Annotated in this window: 14 protein-coding genes and 1 tRNA gene; 11 read left to right on the top strand and 4 right to left on the bottom strand. The window is 63.7% G+C overall.

The features are described from left to right. Positions 1-10 precede the first annotated feature (10 nt). Entirely contained in the window at positions 11-958 is a 948-nt protein-coding gene (locus tag ACRECS_RS17235; protein WP_431584178.1) for an acetyl-CoA carboxylase carboxyltransferase subunit alpha, read from the top strand. 102 nt (positions 959-1,060) lie between these two features. Here the strand turns inward: ACRECS_RS17235 and ACRECS_RS17230 are convergent, their stop codons facing one another. Continuing rightward, on the bottom strand, positions 1,061-1,228 hold the full coding sequence (locus ACRECS_RS17230; RefSeq protein ID WP_034158221.1) for a Flp family type IVb pilin: 168 nt from the start codon (positions 1,226-1,228) through the stop codon (positions 1,061-1,063). Between the two features lie 144 nt (positions 1,229-1,372). Continuing rightward, entirely contained in the window at positions 1,373-1,555 is a 183-nt protein-coding gene (locus ACRECS_RS17225) for a Flp family type IVb pilin (protein ID WP_431584177.1), read from the bottom strand. 55 nt (positions 1,556-1,610) lie between these two features. Here ACRECS_RS17225 and ACRECS_RS17220 point away from each other — a divergent pair, with 55 nt between their 5' ends. Together ACRECS_RS17220 and ACRECS_RS17215 are read left to right on the top strand one after the other, a co-directional pair. Beyond that, the gene (locus tag ACRECS_RS17220) at positions 1,611-2,039 is read left to right on the top strand and encodes a (deoxy)nucleoside triphosphate pyrophosphohydrolase (RefSeq protein WP_431584176.1); all 429 of its coding nucleotides are present in this window, start codon (positions 1,611-1,613) and stop codon (positions 2,037-2,039) included. Positions 2,040-2,101: 62 nt separating this feature from the next. Continuing rightward, complete coding sequence (locus ACRECS_RS17215) at positions 2,102-3,256, top strand: sterol desaturase family protein (protein ID WP_431584175.1); 1,155 nt, start codon at positions 2,102-2,104, stop codon at positions 3,254-3,256. On the opposite strand, the gene ACRECS_RS17210 is transcribed toward ACRECS_RS17215, so the two are convergent. Beyond that, positions 3,253-4,278 carry a serine hydrolase domain-containing protein gene (locus ACRECS_RS17210; protein ID WP_431584174.1) on the bottom strand — a complete coding sequence of 342 codons (1,026 nt, stop codon included), beginning with the start codon at positions 4,276-4,278 and terminating at the stop codon, positions 3,253-3,255. The genes ACRECS_RS17215 and ACRECS_RS17210 overlap by 4 nt on opposite strands. Before the next feature lie 97 nt (positions 4,279-4,375). Here ACRECS_RS17210 and ACRECS_RS17205 point away from each other — a divergent pair, with 97 nt between their 5' ends. The 3 genes from ACRECS_RS17205 to ACRECS_RS17195 all read left to right on the top strand — a co-directional run bounded on the left by ACRECS_RS17205 (position 4,376) and on the right by ACRECS_RS17195 (position 8,774). Next, positions 4,376-5,098, top strand: a complete 723-nt coding sequence (locus tag ACRECS_RS17205) for a GntR family transcriptional regulator (protein WP_431584173.1) — start codon at positions 4,376-4,378, stop codon at positions 5,096-5,098. Positions 5,099-5,104: 6 nt separating this feature from the next. After that, entirely contained in the window at positions 5,105-6,427 is a 1,323-nt protein-coding gene (locus ACRECS_RS17200) for a hypothetical protein (RefSeq protein ID WP_431584172.1), read from the top strand. A gap of 94 nt (positions 6,428-6,521) precedes the next feature. Next, entirely contained in the window at positions 6,522-8,774 is a 2,253-nt protein-coding gene (locus tag ACRECS_RS17195) for a TonB-dependent receptor (protein ID WP_431584171.1), read from the top strand. 108 nt (positions 8,775-8,882) lie between these two features. Here ACRECS_RS17195 and ACRECS_RS17190 read toward each other — a convergent pair. After that, a tRNA-Cys gene (locus ACRECS_RS17190) sits at positions 8,883-8,956 on the bottom strand. Positions 8,957-9,142: 186 nt separating this feature from the next. Here ACRECS_RS17190 and ACRECS_RS17185 point away from each other — a divergent pair. From ACRECS_RS17185 to ACRECS_RS17165, 5 genes are all read left to right on the top strand, one after another. After that, positions 9,143-9,811 carry a protein-L-isoaspartate O-methyltransferase family protein gene (locus ACRECS_RS17185; protein ID WP_431584170.1) on the top strand — a complete coding sequence of 223 codons (669 nt, stop codon included), beginning with the start codon at positions 9,143-9,145 and terminating at the stop codon, positions 9,809-9,811. Between the two features lie 15 nt (positions 9,812-9,826). Continuing rightward, positions 9,827-11,341: a TolC family outer membrane protein gene (locus ACRECS_RS17180; RefSeq protein WP_431584169.1), complete on the top strand. Its 1,515-nt coding sequence runs from the start codon at positions 9,827-9,829 to the stop codon at positions 11,339-11,341. Positions 11,342-11,382: 41 nt separating this feature from the next. Further along, positions 11,383-11,865 (top strand): DUF2497 domain-containing protein, encoded by a 483-nt coding sequence (locus ACRECS_RS17175; RefSeq protein ID WP_431584168.1) that lies wholly within the window; start codon positions 11,383-11,385, stop codon positions 11,863-11,865. A gap of 730 nt (positions 11,866-12,595) precedes the next feature. Beyond that, positions 12,596-14,644 (top strand): prolyl oligopeptidase family serine peptidase, encoded by a 2,049-nt coding sequence (locus ACRECS_RS17170; protein WP_431584167.1) that lies wholly within the window; start codon positions 12,596-12,598, stop codon positions 14,642-14,644. Between the two features lie 136 nt (positions 14,645-14,780). After that, a complete protein-coding gene (locus ACRECS_RS17165) occupies positions 14,781-17,456 on the top strand; it encodes a valine--tRNA ligase (RefSeq protein ID WP_431584166.1) in 2,676 nt (891 codons plus the stop codon). Positions 17,457-17,701 lie beyond the last annotated feature (245 nt).

Here is a 17,701-nt window from a genome sequence, read left to right as displayed (position 1 = left end):
ACGCGACCTGATGGCAAGCTTCCTCGACTTCGAAAAACCGATCGCCGACCTGCAAGGGCGGATCGACGAATTGCGCGAAACCGCCGCCGACGGCACGGTCGATATCGACGCCGAGGTCGCGCGGCTGCAGGCCAAGTCGGACAAGGCGCTGCGCGACACCTATGCGCGGCTGACGCCGTGGCAGAAGACACAAGTCGCGCGGCACGGCGAGCGGCCGCATTTCCTGACCTATGTCGCTGGTCTGTTCGACGGCTTCATGCCGCTTGCCGGCGATCGCGCCTTTGGCGACGACCAGGCGATTCTCGGCGGTTTTGCGCAGTTCCGCGGGCAACGCGTGATGGTGATCGGCCATGAAAAGGGCGACGATACCGCCAGCCGCCTGCGGCACAATTTCGGCATGGGCAAGCCGGAGGGCTATCGCAAGGCGATCCGCCTGATGCAGCTGGCCGACCGGTTCGGCTTGCCGGTCGTCACTTTGGTCGACACATCCGGCGCCTTTCCCGGCGTCCAGGCCGAGGAGCGCGGCCAGGCAGAGGCGATTGCGCGCTCGACCGAGCAATGCCTGGCGCTTGGCGTGCCGATGGTCGCGGCGATCGTCGGCGAGGGCGGTTCGGGCGGTGCGATCGCGCTTGCCGCCGGCAACAAGGTGCTGATGTTCGAGCACGCGGTCTATTCGGTGATTTCGCCCGAGGGGTGTGCTTCGATCCTGTGGCGCACCGCTGACAAGGCGGCCGATGCGGCGGAGGCGATGAAAGTCACAGCGCAGGACCTGAAGGGGCTGGGCATCATCGATACGATCGTGCCGGAACCGCTGGGCGGCGCGCACCGCGACCCGACCATGGCGATCGCGGCATTGGGCGATGCCATCGGCCACGCTCTCGGGGAGTTGAGCGGCCTCGATTCCAAACAATTACGTCAGGTGCGGCGCGAAAAGTTTCTTGCCATGGGGCGACTCTAAAAATTAAGCTGACATCTCATTAACCATGTTTCTTGCGAGCAATAGAAAAAGGGCGACGGAACCGATGTTCCGCCGCCCAATTCTTTTAAGCTTCAGAAAAGTTCAGGTAGCCTTCATGTTCGACGACACGTTCGTGAACGTGGTCTTCAGCTGGTTGCCCAGGCCCTGCATCGCGGCAATTGCTGCGACTGCGATAAGAGCGGCAATCAGGCCGTACTCGATGGCGGTGGCGCCCTTGCTATTCTTGATGAAGTTACGAATCTTCTTCATTTCCGGTCTCCCTTGTCAGACTTCAGTTACCCGGCTGAACCGGAGAACCGGGACAGCAACCACAGGTTTAGAAGGGCTAGGTTGATGAAAGTTTAAGCCGGGCGGAAAAAACGCGTCGTGAATGTGATTGCAGGGAACTTTTTCTCACCCTGCGCGTGCGGTTTCCATTTTGGTGTTCACATTGCCCCACATGGAGGTGGTCGTGTTGGCGACCTCGACAAAGGCGGCGATCATGGTGATGACGACCAGCGCGGCGATCAGGCCGTATTCGATGGCCGTGCCGCCCTTACGATTTCCCGCCAGTCTTTTTATCGCGCTCATGATCATGCGGGTTCGCCCGTGCCAGATATAGACCCCCGATTTAGGGCAGGAGAGTTAATCAATGGCGAACGTCGTCATCGAAACAGCGGAATTGGTCCTGTTTCCTGTCGTTGCCGCTGCTCTGATCGATGATGAGGGCAGGGTTTTGGTGCAGCAGCGTCCGCCGGGAAAGGCGATGGCCGGGCTGTGGGAGTTTCCCGGCGGCAAGCTCGAACGCGGTGAAACGCCCGAGGCGGCGCTGATCCGCGAACTGCACGAGGAGCTCGGCATCACAGTCTCAGCGGCGAACATCGTACCGGGCGCCTTTGCCAGCGAAAAACTGGGCGAACGGCATCTGTTGCTGCTGCTCTATCTCTGCCGCGAGTGGAGCGGAACGCCGCGCGCGCTGGACGCGGTGGCGATCGACTGGGTCGCGCCGGCCGATCTCCACGCTTTGGCCATGCCGCCGGCCGATCTGCCGCTGATCGGCCTGCTTGAGCGACTGATCTGAGATGATGGCTTTTGTATAGAGGCTCGGCATATGATCGCGCGGATCGACGGGGAGCATAAGCAATGAAACGGGGACTGGTCGGCAATCTGCTGCGCGATCTCGAGGCGCCGATCGAGGCGCGCGGTTTTGGGACGGGCTGGTTCGCAGGGTTCTTCTCGCTGGTCTTCGCTCTCGCCGGACTCTGCTTTGTGGCCGCGCTGCGTTGGCCCGACTGGTTCGCGATGCCGCAGCTGGAGCTGGTTCGCGGCCAGAGCGGCTTTCGCGCCTTTGTCCATATCACATTGCTTGCCGCTTATGGCCTGGCGCTGCTCAGTCTGCTGCTCCGGCCGCGCAAGGCGCTGGGTGCGACCGCGCTGATCATTGCCTTGGTCGCAACGCTGCTCGGCGGCGCAGCGGTCCAGCCGGCCGAAAGCCACAATTGGGGGATCTTTTTCGGGATCGATTTCTTCGCGCTGAACATGATCGCGACGGGGCTGATGTTCGCCCCGATCGAGCGGATCTTCCCGCACCGCAGCGACCAGCGCCTGTTCCGCACCGAATGGCGCGAGGATCTATTCTATTATCTCGTCAGCTCGATGATGGTGCAGCTGATCACCTTTCTCGCGCTGGCGCCATCGACCTTCATCATGGCCTCGACCAGCAATTTCGGCCAGTTCCGCGCCTGGGTCGGCGGCCTGCCCTGGCTGGTACAGTTCGCCGCGGCGATGTTCCTGACCGACCTGATGCAATATTGGTTTCACCGCGCCTTTCACCGCTGGCCTTTCCTGTGGGGATTCCATGCCGTGCATCATTCGGCCAAGTCGATGGACTGGCTGGCCGGATCACGGATGCATTTCGTGGAGATCATCCTGCTGCGCGGCGTGACCTCGCTGCCGCTGCTCACCTTCGGCTTCGCGCCCTCGGTGATGCAGGCCTATGTCTCGATGGTCTATATCTATGCCTCGCTGGTGCACGCCAATCTGCGCGGCGATTTCGATACGCTCGGCAAGTTCCTCGTCACGCCGCGCTTCCATCATTGGCATCACGGGATCGAGGATGTCGCGATCGACAAGAATTTCGCGATCCACTTCCCCTGGCTCGACCGGCTGTTCGGCACGCATCATTTCCCGAAGGGCGAATGGCCCACGGGCTATGGCGTGGTGGAAGACGTGCCGCGCGGCTATCGCGCGCAGTTCGCCTATCCGTTCCGCAATCTGTTCAAGCGCAAAGCGAGTTAATCGGTTGCTTTCAGCAGCTTCAGGAAATCGACATCCGACCAGCGTTCGGCTGGATCTTTCGGCGGGTTCATCAGGGCGGCGATATTCAGCTCGGCCATGCGCACGATCGTCAGGCCGAGCGAGGGGATGACATAGAGCCGCTGATCCCCGGCGCCGGCCGCCAGTACGATATCGGCCGGCAATTCCGCCGCGCGGCGTCCGATATCGGTACCGGCGGTGATGGGGTCGGCCGCTTTCCCGACATGCGGCAGCCACCAGGTCAGGCCGTAAGCCGGATTGACCGTGCTGCCCTTGAACATCGCCGCAAAGCTCGCCGGATCGACGATCGGCTTGCCCGCCACCATGCCGCCGGCGCGGACGAACTCGCCGAATTTCGCCCATTCAGCCGCTGTGAGCACGGCGCCCTGCGGCAGCAGGGGATTGCCGTCGATGCCCTTGCGCCAGTCGGCATAGCGCAGGCCGATCGGATCGAGCACGCGCCGCTTGAGATAGGCGAGCACGTCATCCGATTGTCCCGCCGCCTTCAGCTTGCGCTTCATGATCTCGCCGAAGGTCTGCATCGGCGTCGGGCCGTAGAGAAAGCGCGTGCCCGGATCGGCGATGAGCGCGCCGTCGAGCGAGTCCCTGTAGGTCGGCGGCTTGCCGATCACACTCGACTGGCCGCTGGTCATCGACAGGATTTGCCGAATCGTGATCCTGCTCTTTTGCGGATCGTCCCGCCATTCGACCAATGTCGCCGCGGCCGGCTCATCGAGCGTGAGCAAGCCATCCTGCACCGCGGCGGCGGCGATGATGCCGACAAAGCTCTTGGTGCCCGACCAGAGCTCGTGAGGCGTGGTGCTGGCTCCTTGCGCGGTATCGCAGACCATTTTGCCACGATCGAGCACATAGACCGCCACGCCGCGGTGCGCGTCGGAATAGCGCGTCGCAGCGGCACAGGACGCGGCGTCGGGCTTCGCCGTCGCGGGCGCCGCAATCGTCATGGTGGCAAGCATCGTCGAGATCAGCAGATCCAGGCGCATGAGTCTCTCCATTACGAGTCGCTATATTATCGATAATATTGCATATGCCGGTGAATACGCGCTACCGATAAGTGATCAGCCGGGTATATCGAGGGCCATGACCGATAGCATTGCTTCCGAGCCGCCGCCGCAGGACCGCCTGATCGCTGACGCATTGATCGAGGACATTGTCGAGTGGCGGATCAAGCCCGGATCGTGGATCCGCGAGCGCGAGATCGCCGAGCGCTTCGGAGTCTCCCATGCACCGGTGCGCGAAGCGTTCCGCCATGTCGCCAATATCGGCTTCATCCAGGTGGTGCCGTGGCGCGGGGCGCATGTGATCGAGATCGACCGGCACGCGGCAACCGAAGTACTCGAACTGTGGAAGGCGATGTTCGGCGTGGTCTGCCGCATCGCCGCGACGACCATGTCGGATGAGGATGGTGAGGAGCTCTTGCGCCGGGTGGAGGCGTACCGCACGATCGTGCGGCAAACCGACAATACGTTCGAGCATCTCGCGGTATCGAACCGGGTCGGCGCCTTTATTGCGCGGCGCTGCGGCGCGGCGCTGGCGACCGATATGCTCGACCGGATCGCCCTGTTCGCGCGCTGGCAGCATCATGTGATCTCCGCGCAATATTTCAGCGAGAAAGGCGGGCATTACTCGGCCGAGCTGTTCAGCAAATTGTGCCGTCACATCGTGGCGCGCGAGCCGGATGCGGCCGACGATGCCGCCCGGGCGCTGCTCGGCTATCTGCAGGAAGGCTTCACTGCGCCGCTCGAAGAATATCTTGCGACGAAAAAGGCCGAACCCCCGAAGCGGCGCGCTCGCAAGGAGTGACAGCGAATGGCGGCACCGACGCGACGCGATGTTCTGACGGCGTCGGTGACGACGCTGATCGCTGCGCCGGTGGCGGCAATGACTAATCCGGGGACCAGCCCGGGCCCAGATGCCGATATCACTGATCGCCTCTCGGCCGATCTCGATCGCTATATCGGCTTCGGCAACAAGGCGTCGGGTGGCGCGGGCGATACCGCCAGCGGCGAATGGCTGCAGGCCGAACTGGCCGCCGCCGGCTTTCAGGTCGAGCGCCAGGCGATCACCGTGCCCTGGTTCGAGGTGCGCCATGCGTCGCTGACCATGGGCCGCGATTCGGCGCCGCTCATTCCTCAAGCGATCGTCGTGCCGACTGCGGCCGGCGGCGTCTCCGGGCCGCTGGTGCGGATCGACCCCGGCGCCGGCGCGAGCGGGCCGTTGAAGGGCGCGATCGCCTTGCTTGACCTGCCGTTCCAGCGCTGGTCGAGCGCCGTCGCCAAACCGATCCGCGAACCGGTGACGGCGGCCTTTGCCGCGGGCGCGGCCGGTGTGGTGATCGTCACCAATGGCCCGAGCGGTGAAGCGCTCGCACTCAACGCCATAGGCACGGTGCCGATGTTTCCCGGACCGGTGGGTGTCATCGCCCCGAAGCTGGCCAGGCCTTTCCTGGCTGATGCGATCGCGGGCAGGACCGCGACACTGCGGATCGACGGGGAGGGAGGGACACGCCCCGCTTTCAACCTGGTCGGACGGATCGATCGCGGTGCGGGCGACTGGATCGTGGTATCGACGCCACGATCGGGCTGGTTCGGCTGTGCGGGCGAGCGCGGCCCGGGCATTGCGGTGTGGCTCGCCCTGGCGCGCTGGGCGGGGCAGGCGGTGACGAGCCATAACCTGGCGTTCCTGTGCAACAGCGGCCATGAATATGAGAATCTGGGATCGGAACATGCGTTGCGCGGCGCCGCGCCGCCGCCCGACCGGACCCGATTCTGGCTCCATCTCGGGGCAAATGTCGCGGCGCGCGACTGGCATGAGCTCGGCGCGGGATTGCTCATGCCGCTGCCGAGCGCCGACCCGCAGCGTTTCCTGGTCACCAGCCCGGCACTGGTCGATGCCGCACGGCACGCCTTTGCCGGACAGCCCGGGCTCGAAATGGCCTATCCGTCCGGGCAGGGCTCGGCCGGCGAACTGACCAATATTCTCGCCGCGGGCTATACCAGCGTTGCCGGCATTTTCGGCGCGCACCGCTTCCATCACACCGCGACCGATGACGCGCGCTGCGTCAGCGCGGCGCTGGCGGCGCAAGTGTTCGACTCCTGCAGGGTGATGATCTCCGGAATTTTCGGGCTTTAGCGCGACAAACGCCAACTTCATTGACAAGCGGGGTGAGGAATCGTCTAAATTATCGATAATTCGAGCATGACTCGATATCGGCAAGGGGTGGACGATGACTCGCAAGGCAGTGCTGATGGCTTCGGCCGGATTGATTTCCGCAATTCTCCCGGCCGTCGGGCAGGCGCAGACAGCGCCGCCGGCCGAAGAGACTGTCGCCGCCGGGGATCAGGACAATCAGGGCGATGTCGTGGTCACCGCGCGCCGCCGCGAAGAGCGGCTCGCCGATATCCCCACCGCCGTCTCGGTGATCGATGCGGAGTCGCTGGCCAGCCGCGGTGGGGCGACCGATTCCCGCGAACTGCTTGCCGATCAGCCGAGCGTGCGCTTCAACAATCTCAGTTCGTCGATCAACTCGGAAATCTCGATCCGGGCCTCGTCGACTGCGCGGGCGACCAATGGCGACCCGAGCATCGGCCTGTACGTCAACGGCGCCTATATCGGCGGGGGCGGGGTCGGCGGGCGCTACTTCACCCGGCTCGATTTTCTCGATGTGGGACGGATTGAGGTGCTGCGCGGCACTCAGGGTGCCCTTTATGGCCGCAACGCGGTGGGCGGCGCGATCAACATCGTGTCGGCGCAGCCGCAGTTCGACACGTCGGGCTATATCAGGGCGCGCTACGACTTCGAGACCGAGGGCAAGCAGGTCCAGGGTGCGGTGAATGTCGCGCTGAGCGATTCGGTCGCGGTGCGCTTCAGCGGCGATGGCATCTCCCAAACCGGCGGCTTTTTCTACAATCCCGACCACGACACCTATTTCGATCGCCAGAAGGGCTATGGCGCGCGGGCGCAAATCCGGTTCAGGACCGGACCGCTCGACCTGACCCTGCTGGCCGAGCGACAGGATCTCGACACGCCGGCGGTCCATTACCAAATATCGATCGCGCGCGGCACGCCGGGCTATCCGAACGGCTATTCCCAGCCGAAATTCTCCTATGCCTGGAATACGAAGCCGCGCGCGACGCAGGATCACAACACCTATCAGGCGTTTGGCACGCTCGATCTTGGCGGCGCGACGCTCAGCGCGACGAGCTATTACCGCAACCGCAAGTCGCAATATGACCTCGACAATGACGGCATCGATGCCGAGAGCGTCGCCGCGGCGGTGGCCGCGGGAATCATTCCGCAGGCAACGGCGCGGCTGACCGACGTGTTTGGTGCGTCCTATGTCATCGACCGGACCAGGAGCTTCAATCAGGACCTGCACCTGAGCGGCACGGGCCTGGGCAGCAAGCTGACCTGGCTGATCGGCGGCGACGTCCTGATCCTCAACAGCGATTATCAGGTCACGACTTTCCGCACGCCGACCGCGCTCAACACCTCGACCGGCACGCGCGCGCCGGTCTCGCTGAGCTATAAGAGCTACGCCGCCTATGGGTCGCTCGGCTATGACCTGACCGACAGCCTCAACCTGACCGGTGAAGTCCGTTACACCAGGGATGACCGGTCGCTGAGCGCGCGGCTGTTCGACCGCGGTACCGGCGCCCCGGCTGGCGGCGCTGCGCGCGTCATCGACGTGCAGATCAAGCCCGACAATATCTCCTACAATGTCACCGCCGCGTACAAGGCCGGTGGCGGCGTGCTCGCCTATGCCAAAGTCGGATCGAGCTACCGCGCGGGCGGTTTCAACACCAATCTCGGCGATCCGCGCCAGCCCAATGTCATCCCGGCCGCGTTCGGCAACGAAAACTCGACCACCTATGAAATCGGCGTGAAGGGGGCGCCGGACCGGTCGTTGTTCTTTGCGTTCGCCGGCTATTACAACAACCTGAAGAACCTGATCGCGCAGCTCGATAATGGCTGCATCCTGACCAACCCGACCTGCCCGATCGCGGCGACGACTTTCCTGACCAATGCCGGCAATGCCAGATCCTATGGCGTCGAGGGCGAGCTGAGCGTGACTCAGCCGGTCGCCAATGGCCGCTTCCGCGCGTCGCTCAACGCGTCCTGGCAGGGCGGCAAGGTGACCAGCGGGCGCTATGACAATCTGCGGCTGCCGCAGGTGCCGGATTTCCTCGGCGCGGTGAATCTGAACTTCCGCCACGGCTTTATCGGGCGTTCGACGCTGGTCGCCAACGCGCTCTACTCGGTGCAGTTCGGCGGCCTGCAGGAATTGCGGGTCAATTCGGTCAAGCTCGACGATTACGACCTGATCAACCTGCGTCTCGGCATCGAGATCGACAAGGCAAGCTTCACCGTCTTTGCGAACAATGTCGGCAATGAAGTGTACCGCGTCGCGCGCGACACGACGATCAATCGCTACAGCACGCCGCGCGTGATCGGCGTGGAGGCGTCCTACCGCTGGTAGCTGAGCTCGGCCGTTGCGGGTCGGATAAGGGGGCAGGCGGCCCGACCCGGAGCGCCGGGCGGGCGGCTTTGCCGTGTCCACCGCATCTATGTGCCGGGGATTGTCGCTTGGAGGCCCGACCGGGAATCGAACCCGGGTGCGAGGATTTGCAGTCCTCTACGTCACCACTCCGCCATCGGGCCTCGATGCGAGCCGCGCGAAATGCACAGCGGGTGGGGTGCCTGTCAACCGCCACTGTGAACATTGCCGAGAAAATCAGCCAGACCGGGTGCAACGCTCGCTTGGCGCGGAGCCAGTCGCACGATACAAGCCGGCCAGATAAACAAGTGTATTGCGCGACTAAAACAGTTGTGCGACAAGGTGGCACAATGAAACTGACGGCACTCGACTCCGACCGCTTTACCGCCATGCGCCATGCGATGGTGGCGAGCCAGTTGCGCACCAACGCGGTCAGCGACCCGCGCGTGGTCGCCGCGATGGCGCGCGTCCCGCGCGAGGCGTTCCTGCCCGCCGAGGCGCAGGCGATCGCCTATCGCGACACCGCGCTCCCGCTGGGGCAGGGGCGCTTCCAGAACGTGCCGATCGCAACCGGACGGTTGCTGACCGAGGCCTATCTGCTGCCCGCGGACAAGGTGCTGCTGATCGGTGCGGCCGGCGGCTACACCGCCGCCGTGCTGGCCGAACTGGTCGCTGCGGTGGTCGCGGTGGAAAGCGATGCCGCGCTCGCCGCGCTGGCGCGTGAGGCACTGGCCGGCACTGCCGGGGTGACATTGGTCGAAGCGCCGCTCGAGACCGGACACGCCGATGGCGCGCCCTATGACGTGCTGATGATTGACGGCGCGGTCGAGCAGCTGCCCGAATCGCTCGTCGCGCAGTTGCGCGACGGTGGACGCGTTGTCGCCGGAATCGCCGATCGCGGCGTCACCCGGCTGACATCGGGCCGCAAGAGCGAAGGTGGTTTCGCATTGCTCGATTTCGCCGACATCGATTGTGTCCCGCTGCCCGGCTTCGCCCGGGCCAAGACCTTCACCTTCTGAAAGATGCCGCTGATTATGCGTCGGACCTATTTTCTCGTCGGAACCGCTCTGGCGTTGACCACCGCGCCTGTGTCGGCGGAAACGCTGCGCGACGCGCTGGTCAAGGCGTACAACACCAACCCGACGCTGTCGGGGGAGCGCGCCCGCGTTCGTTCGATTGACGAGAATGTTCCGATCGCCAAGGCGCAGGGACGGCCGTCGTTGAGCACGGATGGCGGGTTCAGCCAGAATGTCCTCCAGGGCCCCGGCGCGACGAGCGTCAACTCCCCTGAGCGCAGCCTCAACGCCAATGCCCGGTTCTCGGTGCCGCTCTACAGCGGCGGCGGGGTAAAGAATTCGGTGCGCGGCGCGGAAACCCGCGTCGAGGCAGCACAGCTCGGTTTGCGTGGGACCGAAGCCGATCTGTTTACGGCCGTGGTCGGCGCGTACATGGACGTTATTCGCGATGAGGCGATCGTCGGGCTGAACCAGCAGAATGTGAAGGTCCTCGACGTCAATTTGCAGGCGAGCCGCGATCGCTTTCAGGTCGGTGACTTGACCCGTACCGACGTCGCCCAGTCCGAGGCCCGCCTTGCCGTTGCGCGGGGCCAGCTGCAAACGGCGGAATCGCGCCTGATCTCCAGCCGCGAGAATTATGTCCGGCTGGTCGGCGATGTGCCCGGCTCGCTCGAAACGCCGCCCGCCATTCCCGGCACGCCGACTGCCTCGGACCAGGCGGTCGAGATTGCGCTGGATAATAATCCGAATCTGCTTGCGGCTCAGAAGAATCGTGATGCGACCGATTTCGACGTCAAGGCGGCGCGGGCCGGCCGTTTGCCCCGCATCAACGGCGTCGCGACCGGCAATTATTTCAACTATCTCGGTACGCTCGGCGACGGACTGAATGTGCCCGGCGGGATCGGGTCGCAGAATGGCACATCGGCGACTGCCGGTCTTTCATTCACGCTGCCGCTGTATCAGGGCGGCCTTCCCGGTGCGCAGGTCCGTCAGGCGCAGGAGCGACGCGGGCAGGCAATCGAACAGGTTACCGAAACCGAGCGAACCGTCATCGCCAATACCCGCTCGGCCTATGCGGTGTGGAAATCGTCGGAAGAGGTGATCGCCTCGTCCGAAGTGGCGGTGAACGCCAACAAATTGTCGCTTGAGGGCGTCCGTGCCGAGAACAGCGTCGGCAACCGCACGATTCTCGACATCCTCAATGCCGAACAGGAACTGCTCAACTCGCAAGTCACTCTCGTGACCGCGCGGCGCGACGCCTATGTCGCGCGTTTTGCGCTGCAGGCCGCCATGGGCCGGGCCGAGGCGCGCGACCTGGGCCTTGACGGCGGGCCGCTCTATGATCCGGTGACCAATTACAAGCGCGTGAGCGGCAAATGGAACGACTGGTCCGAGAATCCGGCGCCGCAGCCGATTGCCACCAGCACCCGGCAGACCAGGGCTCAGGGCTCGGAAGTCACGCGTCCGCTCGACCCGATCCTCGACGCGCCGGTTGACAGGGGTACCGCAAATCCCGCAGGTGAGCCGAAGTAGGACCGCTTTCGATGCGGTTGCTCGGGTTTTGAGGGTTGCCGATGGGGGATGTCAGCGCCGAACCGTCGATGGAGGACATCCTCTCGTCGATCAAACGCATCATCGCCGAAGAGGGCGACGCGGCGGTTTCCGCACGGACTGTGCGCAAGCCGGTTCGCCCTGGCGGGCCTGTCCCGCGAAGCGATGATGAAGATTTTGGTCATGGCGAGATTCTCGAACTGAGCGACCCGGTTCGCGCGGCGAACCCCGTCGCTGCGGAAATCCCCGTGGCGGAGCCTCAGGCTCAGCCCGCAGCCGCCGAATCGATCCTCTCGCCCCAGGCGACCCAGGCAAGCCGCGGTCCGCTCGAGGCGTTGTCGCGGATGGTGATCAAGCCTGAAGCACCGGGTTCCGACACGCTGGAGGGCATGGTGCGCGAGATGATTCGCCCGATGCTGCGCGAATGGCTCGATTCGTACTTGCCGGCGATGGTCGAGACGATGGTCGCGCGCGAGATCGCCCGCATCACGGGGCAACCCCGCTAAATCGGTTTCGAGCTGAGTTGCTCCACCACTCCCATTTACCCTGAGCCTGTCGAAGGGCACGCGCCGCGAATGGGCTTCGACAGCTCCGGATCAGGTCGGGCACCTATCCCCTTGCGACATGTAGTGCTGGATGAATCTACTCCCCTCCCTTCCAGGGAGGGGAGTTAGAAGAGCGCGCCGCACAAACCATAGCTTGCACGTCCAGACGACATAAAAACCGATCAGGCCCGGGGCGATTGCGCGTCAGCCCAAAGTCCCAGCGTGCAAGCGACCGGTCGCATGGAGCCCCGATGGGTGTTTGCCGACGGGGTTCCCGGCCGGCCGATTCAACTGCAAGTCCGGCTATATCAATATGCTGCCCATGAACCCTCTCAAAGCAGCTTCATTCGACCGGTTGACTCGGCACTCCCTGTTATGTCCTCCCGCGCTCCCTGTTCGGGCCGCGGCATCTCCCTGTTCCGTGCCGACGATCTCCCTGTTCCGAAATAACAGGGAGAATGGCAATCAAACCATTGATATTGATAGAGATTTTATCCAACAAAACACCCCGATTCGCGCCAAAAAATATGCCGCTCCCTGTTATTCTCCCTGTTATCGCTCATTAACAGGGAGCGGGTCTGCGATCGGTCGCTTGTTTGGATGGTGGTTCGATCTGTCCTGGCGGCATATCTCGCATTGGCCATGGCCGGGGCGTTGCTCAGGCGGCGTCATCTGCTCTATCGTTGCGTTCATGAAAATGATCCTGTCCGCGAGCCTGATCGCGATCGCTACAGCCTCCACGCCGGCCGCTGCCCGCCAACTCACCATCGACGACGTCACGATGCTCTCTCGCGTGTCGGCGCCCGATGTTTCCGCCGATGGCCACTGGCTGGTCTGGCAGCAGCGCGAGACCGATCTGGCCGCGGACAAGGGGCGATTCGACCTGTGGCGGCTCGACCTGACGAAAAAGGATGCGAAGCCCGAAAAGCTTGTCGCGGAGGCTGATGTCAACGAAACCGGCCCGCAGATCTCGGCCGACGGCGCGACGGTCTATTTCCAGTCGGACAAGGGTGGCGACGACGCGATCTGGTCCGTAGCGATCACGGGCGGCGAACCGCGTAAGCTCACGGGTTTTCAGGGTGGCTTTGGCGGGTTCAAGGTCGCGCCGACCGGCGACAAGGTGCTGGTCTGGGCCGATCGCCTGCCCGGCGCGCCGAGCCTTGAGCCGGCGATGATCAAGAAGGATCCGAATGCCGGCGCAGCGCGGACCTATGACCAGATGTTCGTGCGGCACTGGGATACATGGTCCGACGGCAGCCGCTCGCAATTGTTCGTGCTGCCGCTGACCGCCGAGGGCGCGAACGGCAATGGCGTGGCCATCGGTGGCAAGCTGGTCGGCGATGCGCCGTCCAAGCCCTATGGCGGCGGCGAGGAAGTGTCGTGGAGCCGCGATGGCAAGACGGTCTATTTCGCGCTGCGTGAAGCGGGCCGGATCGAACCGCTCTCGACCAATCTCGATATCTTCGCTGCACCCGCCGATGGCTCGGCGGCGCCGGTCAATCTGACTGATGCCAATGACGGCATGGACAATCTGCCGACCGTCTCGCCCGATGGCCGCAGCCTGGCCTATTTCGCGATGAAGCGTCCCGGCTATGAAGCCGACCGCCAGGTGCTGATGCTGCGTGATCTCGCCACCGGGCAGGTCCGCGCGCTGACCGAGGCCTGGGACCGCTCGGTCGCCTCGATCGCTTGGGCGGCCGACAGCAAGACCCTCTATGTCACTGCCGACGATACGCAGGAAACCCCGGCCTTTACGGTCGATGCGGCAAGCGGCAAGGTCACGCGCCTCACGCAACTGGGGCATGTGTCGGGCGTCGTGCCGACCGCCAAGGGCATCGTCTTCGCGCTGAACAGCCTGACTGCGCCGGACGATTTCTGGCTGCTTTCGGGCAAGAAGACCACCCGCCTGACCGCGGTCAATGCCGACAAGCTTGCCGGGATCGATCTGCCCGACGTGACGCGCTTCAGCTTTGCCGGCGCGAATAACGACACGGTGTGGGGCTATGCGGTAAAGCCTGCCGGCCTAGCCGCCGGCACCAAAGTACCGGCCGCCTTCATGGTTCATGGCGGACCACAGGGATCGAGCAACAATAGCTGGTCGTACCGCTGGAACCCGGCGGTGTTTGCCGGTGCCGGCTATGGCCTGGTTGCGGTCGACTTCCACGGTTCGACCGGATACGGCCAGGGCTTCACCGATGCGATCCGCAACAATTGGGGCGGCTGGCCGCTGGAGGATCTCCAAAAGGGCCTCGATGCGGCGACCGCCAAGTTCGGCTGGCTCGACGGCAATAATGCCTGCGCGCTCGGTGCCTCCTATGGCGGCTACATGATGAACTGGATCGCAGGGCAATGGCCCGACCGGTTCAAGTGCCTCGTCCAGCATGACGGCGTGTTCGACGCCCGCGCCATGGCGTACGAGACCGAGGAGCTATGGTTCGACGAATGGGAACATGGCGGCAAGGCCTATTATGAAGACCCCGCCGCGTTCGAGAAATGGAACCCGGTCAACCATGTCACCAGCTGGAAGACGCCGATGCTGGTGATCACCGGCGAGAAGGATTTCCGCATTCCCTATACCCAGGGGCTGGCGGCATTCACCGCGCTGCAGCGGCGCGGTATCCCGTCGCGGCTGGTGGTCAATCCGAACGAGAATCACTGGGTGCTGAAGCCGAAGAACAGCCGCCAATGGTATCGCGAGGTGCTTGGCTGGCTGGGGAAATATACCGGGAAGGCCGAATAGCCCCAACCGTCATGCCGGACTTGTTCCGGCATCCACCGTGCCGCAAACGCCGCGAAGATTGTTTTTGCGGACCGGTGGACGCCGGAACAAGTCCGGGGTGACGAACGATGGGAAACTTGGCTATGGCGCCCACACCATGACCGAACTTCCCAAAACCTTCGACCCCGCCGAAATCGAATCCCGCTGGTACGCCCATTGGGAGACTGAAGGCCTGTTCCGCCCCGATCGCCCCGGCGCGGAGCCCTGGACGATCGTCAACCCGCCGCCCAATGTGACGGGCAATCTGCATATCGGCCACGCGCTCGACAACACGCTGCAGGATATCCTTGCGCGTCACGCGCGGCTGAAGGGCAAGGATGCGCTCTGGGTGGTCGGTACCGACCATGCCGGCATCGCGACGCAGATGGTGGTCGAGCGCAACATGGCGCTGCACCAGCAGAAGCGCACTGACTTCACGCGCGAGCAGTTCGTCGAGAAAGTCTGGGAGTGGAAAGCGGAAAGCGGCGGGATCATCACCCAGCAGCTGCGTCGCCTCGGCTGCTCGATGGACTGGAAGAACGAACGCTTCACCATGGACCCGGGCTTTTCCAAGGCCGTGCTCAAGGTGTTCGTCGACCTTCACAATGAGGGCCTGCTCTACCGCGACAAGCGGCTGGTCAACTGGGATCCCGTTCTTAAAACCGCAATTAGCGACCTCGAAGTCGAGACGCACGATAAGAACGGGAGTTTTTGGCATCTTCGTTATCCGTTGGAGGATGGAAGTGGTTTTATCGAGGTCGCAACTACGCGGCCCGAAACGATGTTGGCCGACATGGCGGTCGCGGTGCATCCGACCGACGAGCGCTACGCGGCGCTGGTGGGAAGGAATGTTCGGCTGCCGATCACTGGTCGGCTGATCCCAATTATTGCTGATGAGCACGCCGATCCAGAACTCGGCTCGGGCGCGGTCAAGATAACGCCGGGGCATGACTTCAACGACTTTGAAGTGGGCAAACGGGCGGGAATCAAACCTGGCGAGATGCTCAATATGCTCGATGCCGAAGCGAAAGTGATTCAGACCTCTGACGGTTTGATCCCGGACGAATTTCTGGGCCTTCCTGCGCATTTCTCTCCGCACCCCAATGCGCGGAAGCTTGTTGTGGAGCGCCTTGAGGAGACCGGCTCGCTCGTTCGAGTGGAAGATCGCGTCGTTGCGACCCCGTTCGGTGACCGGTCGGGTGCGGTGATTGAACCTTGGCTAACCGATCAATGGTATGTCGACGCGGCAACGCTTGCCAAGCCGGCGATCGAGGCGGTCAAGTCGGGCGCGATCAAGATCGTGCCCAAGACCTGGGAGAAGACCTTCTTCAACTGGATGGAGAATATCCAGCCCTGGTGCGTGTCGCGCCAGCTGTGGTGGGGCCATCGCATTCCGGCATGGTTCGCCGAAGATGGCCGCATCTTCGTCGCTGAGGACGAGGCGGGTGCGCAGGCGCTGGCGGGTGAGGGCGTTGCACTCACCCAGGACAGCGACGTCCTCGACACCTGGTTCTCCTCCGCGCTCTGGCCCTTCGCGACGATGGGCTGGCCAGACGAAACCAATCCCACGCTGCACGGCCGCTATCCCAATGACGTGCTGATTTCCGGCTTCGACATCCTGTTCTTCTGGGACGCGCGGATGATGATGCAGGGCATGCATTTCATGAAGGAGGTGCCGTTCCGCACGCTCTATTTGCACGGTCTGGTCCGTGCAGCCGACGGCTCGAAGATGTCGAAGTCGAAGGGCAATACGGTCGACCCGCTCGGGCTGATCGACCAGTACGGCGCCGATGCGCTGCGCTTCTTCATGGCGGCGATGGAAAGCCAGGGCCGCGACATCAAGATGGATGAGAAGCGGGTCGAGGGCTATCGTAACTTCGCGACCAAGCTGTGGAACGCCGCGCGTTTCTGCCAGTCGAACGGCATCGTCGCGAGCACCACGCTCGAAGCGCCCAGGGCCGAGCTGGCGGTCAATCGCTGGATCATCGCCGAGACGATCCAGACGGTGCAGGCAGTCGATATCGCGCTGGCGGACTATCGCTTCGATGGCGCGGCCAATGCGATCTATCAGTTCGGCTGGAGCCGCTTCTGCGACTGGTACATCGAGCTGATCAAGCCGTTGCTTGGCCAGATGGACGCGCCCGCTTCCGGTCCCGAAGCGGACGAGACGCGCGCCGTCGCCGGCTGGGTGCTTGATCAGCTGCTCGTGCTGCTCCACCCCTTCATGCCCTTCATCACTGAAGAGCTGTGGTCGAAGATGGGCCAACGCGACACCGATCTGATCGTCGCCAAATGGCCGATGGCCGATGCGCGGTCGATCGACCCGGAAGCGAGCCGGGAGATCGACTGGCTGATCCGCCTGGTCAGCGAAGTCCGCGCGGCGCGTAACGAGCTGAATATCGCGCCCGGCGCGCGCATGAAGGTGTATGTCCGCGACGGTTCTGGCGCGACCTTCGATCGCCTCGCGCGGCAGACCGCCGTGCTTGGTCGCCTGGCCCGGGTCGATTATGTCGCCGGTGAGCCGGCCGAGGGTGGCGCGATCCAGATCGTGGTCGATGAAGCGACCTATATCCTGCCGCTTGAGGGCGTGATCGACCTCGACGCCGAACGCGCCCGCCTGACCAAGGCGATCGCGGCGGCGGAAAAAGAGCGCGACGCGCTGGCCGGAAGGCTCGGCAATGCGAGCTTCGTCGAACGCGCCAAGCCGGAAGCCGTGGAAAAGGCCAAGGCGGACCATGCCGACAAGGCTGCCGAAGCCGAACGGCTCGCGGCGGCGCTCGGGCGGTTGGGATGACTGGCTAGGGCACCGGACGTTTAATCCGGTCCCTCACGTCATTCTGGGGCGCTGGCGATCAAGGTTGATCGTCACCCCGGACGTGTTCGGTGCGGCGATGTGCCAGCGGCGATTCAACCATGGCCCGGGATCGGGCATGTCTTCCCTTGCCTGACTTATACCGGCGCAATTGCGTTGATGCTCTAAATCGGTATCCGGACTTGTTCCGCGGGCCGTCGTGCAGCATGGGCAGCCATGGTGGCGTT

Source organism: Sphingomonas sp. (genome assembly GCF_050725575.1).
Classification (GTDB): Bacteria; Pseudomonadota; Alphaproteobacteria; order Sphingomonadales; family Sphingomonadaceae; genus Sphingomonas.
The sequence above is the reverse complement of the archived record's forward strand: the minus strand, read 5'-3'. Positions and strand labels throughout refer to the sequence as shown.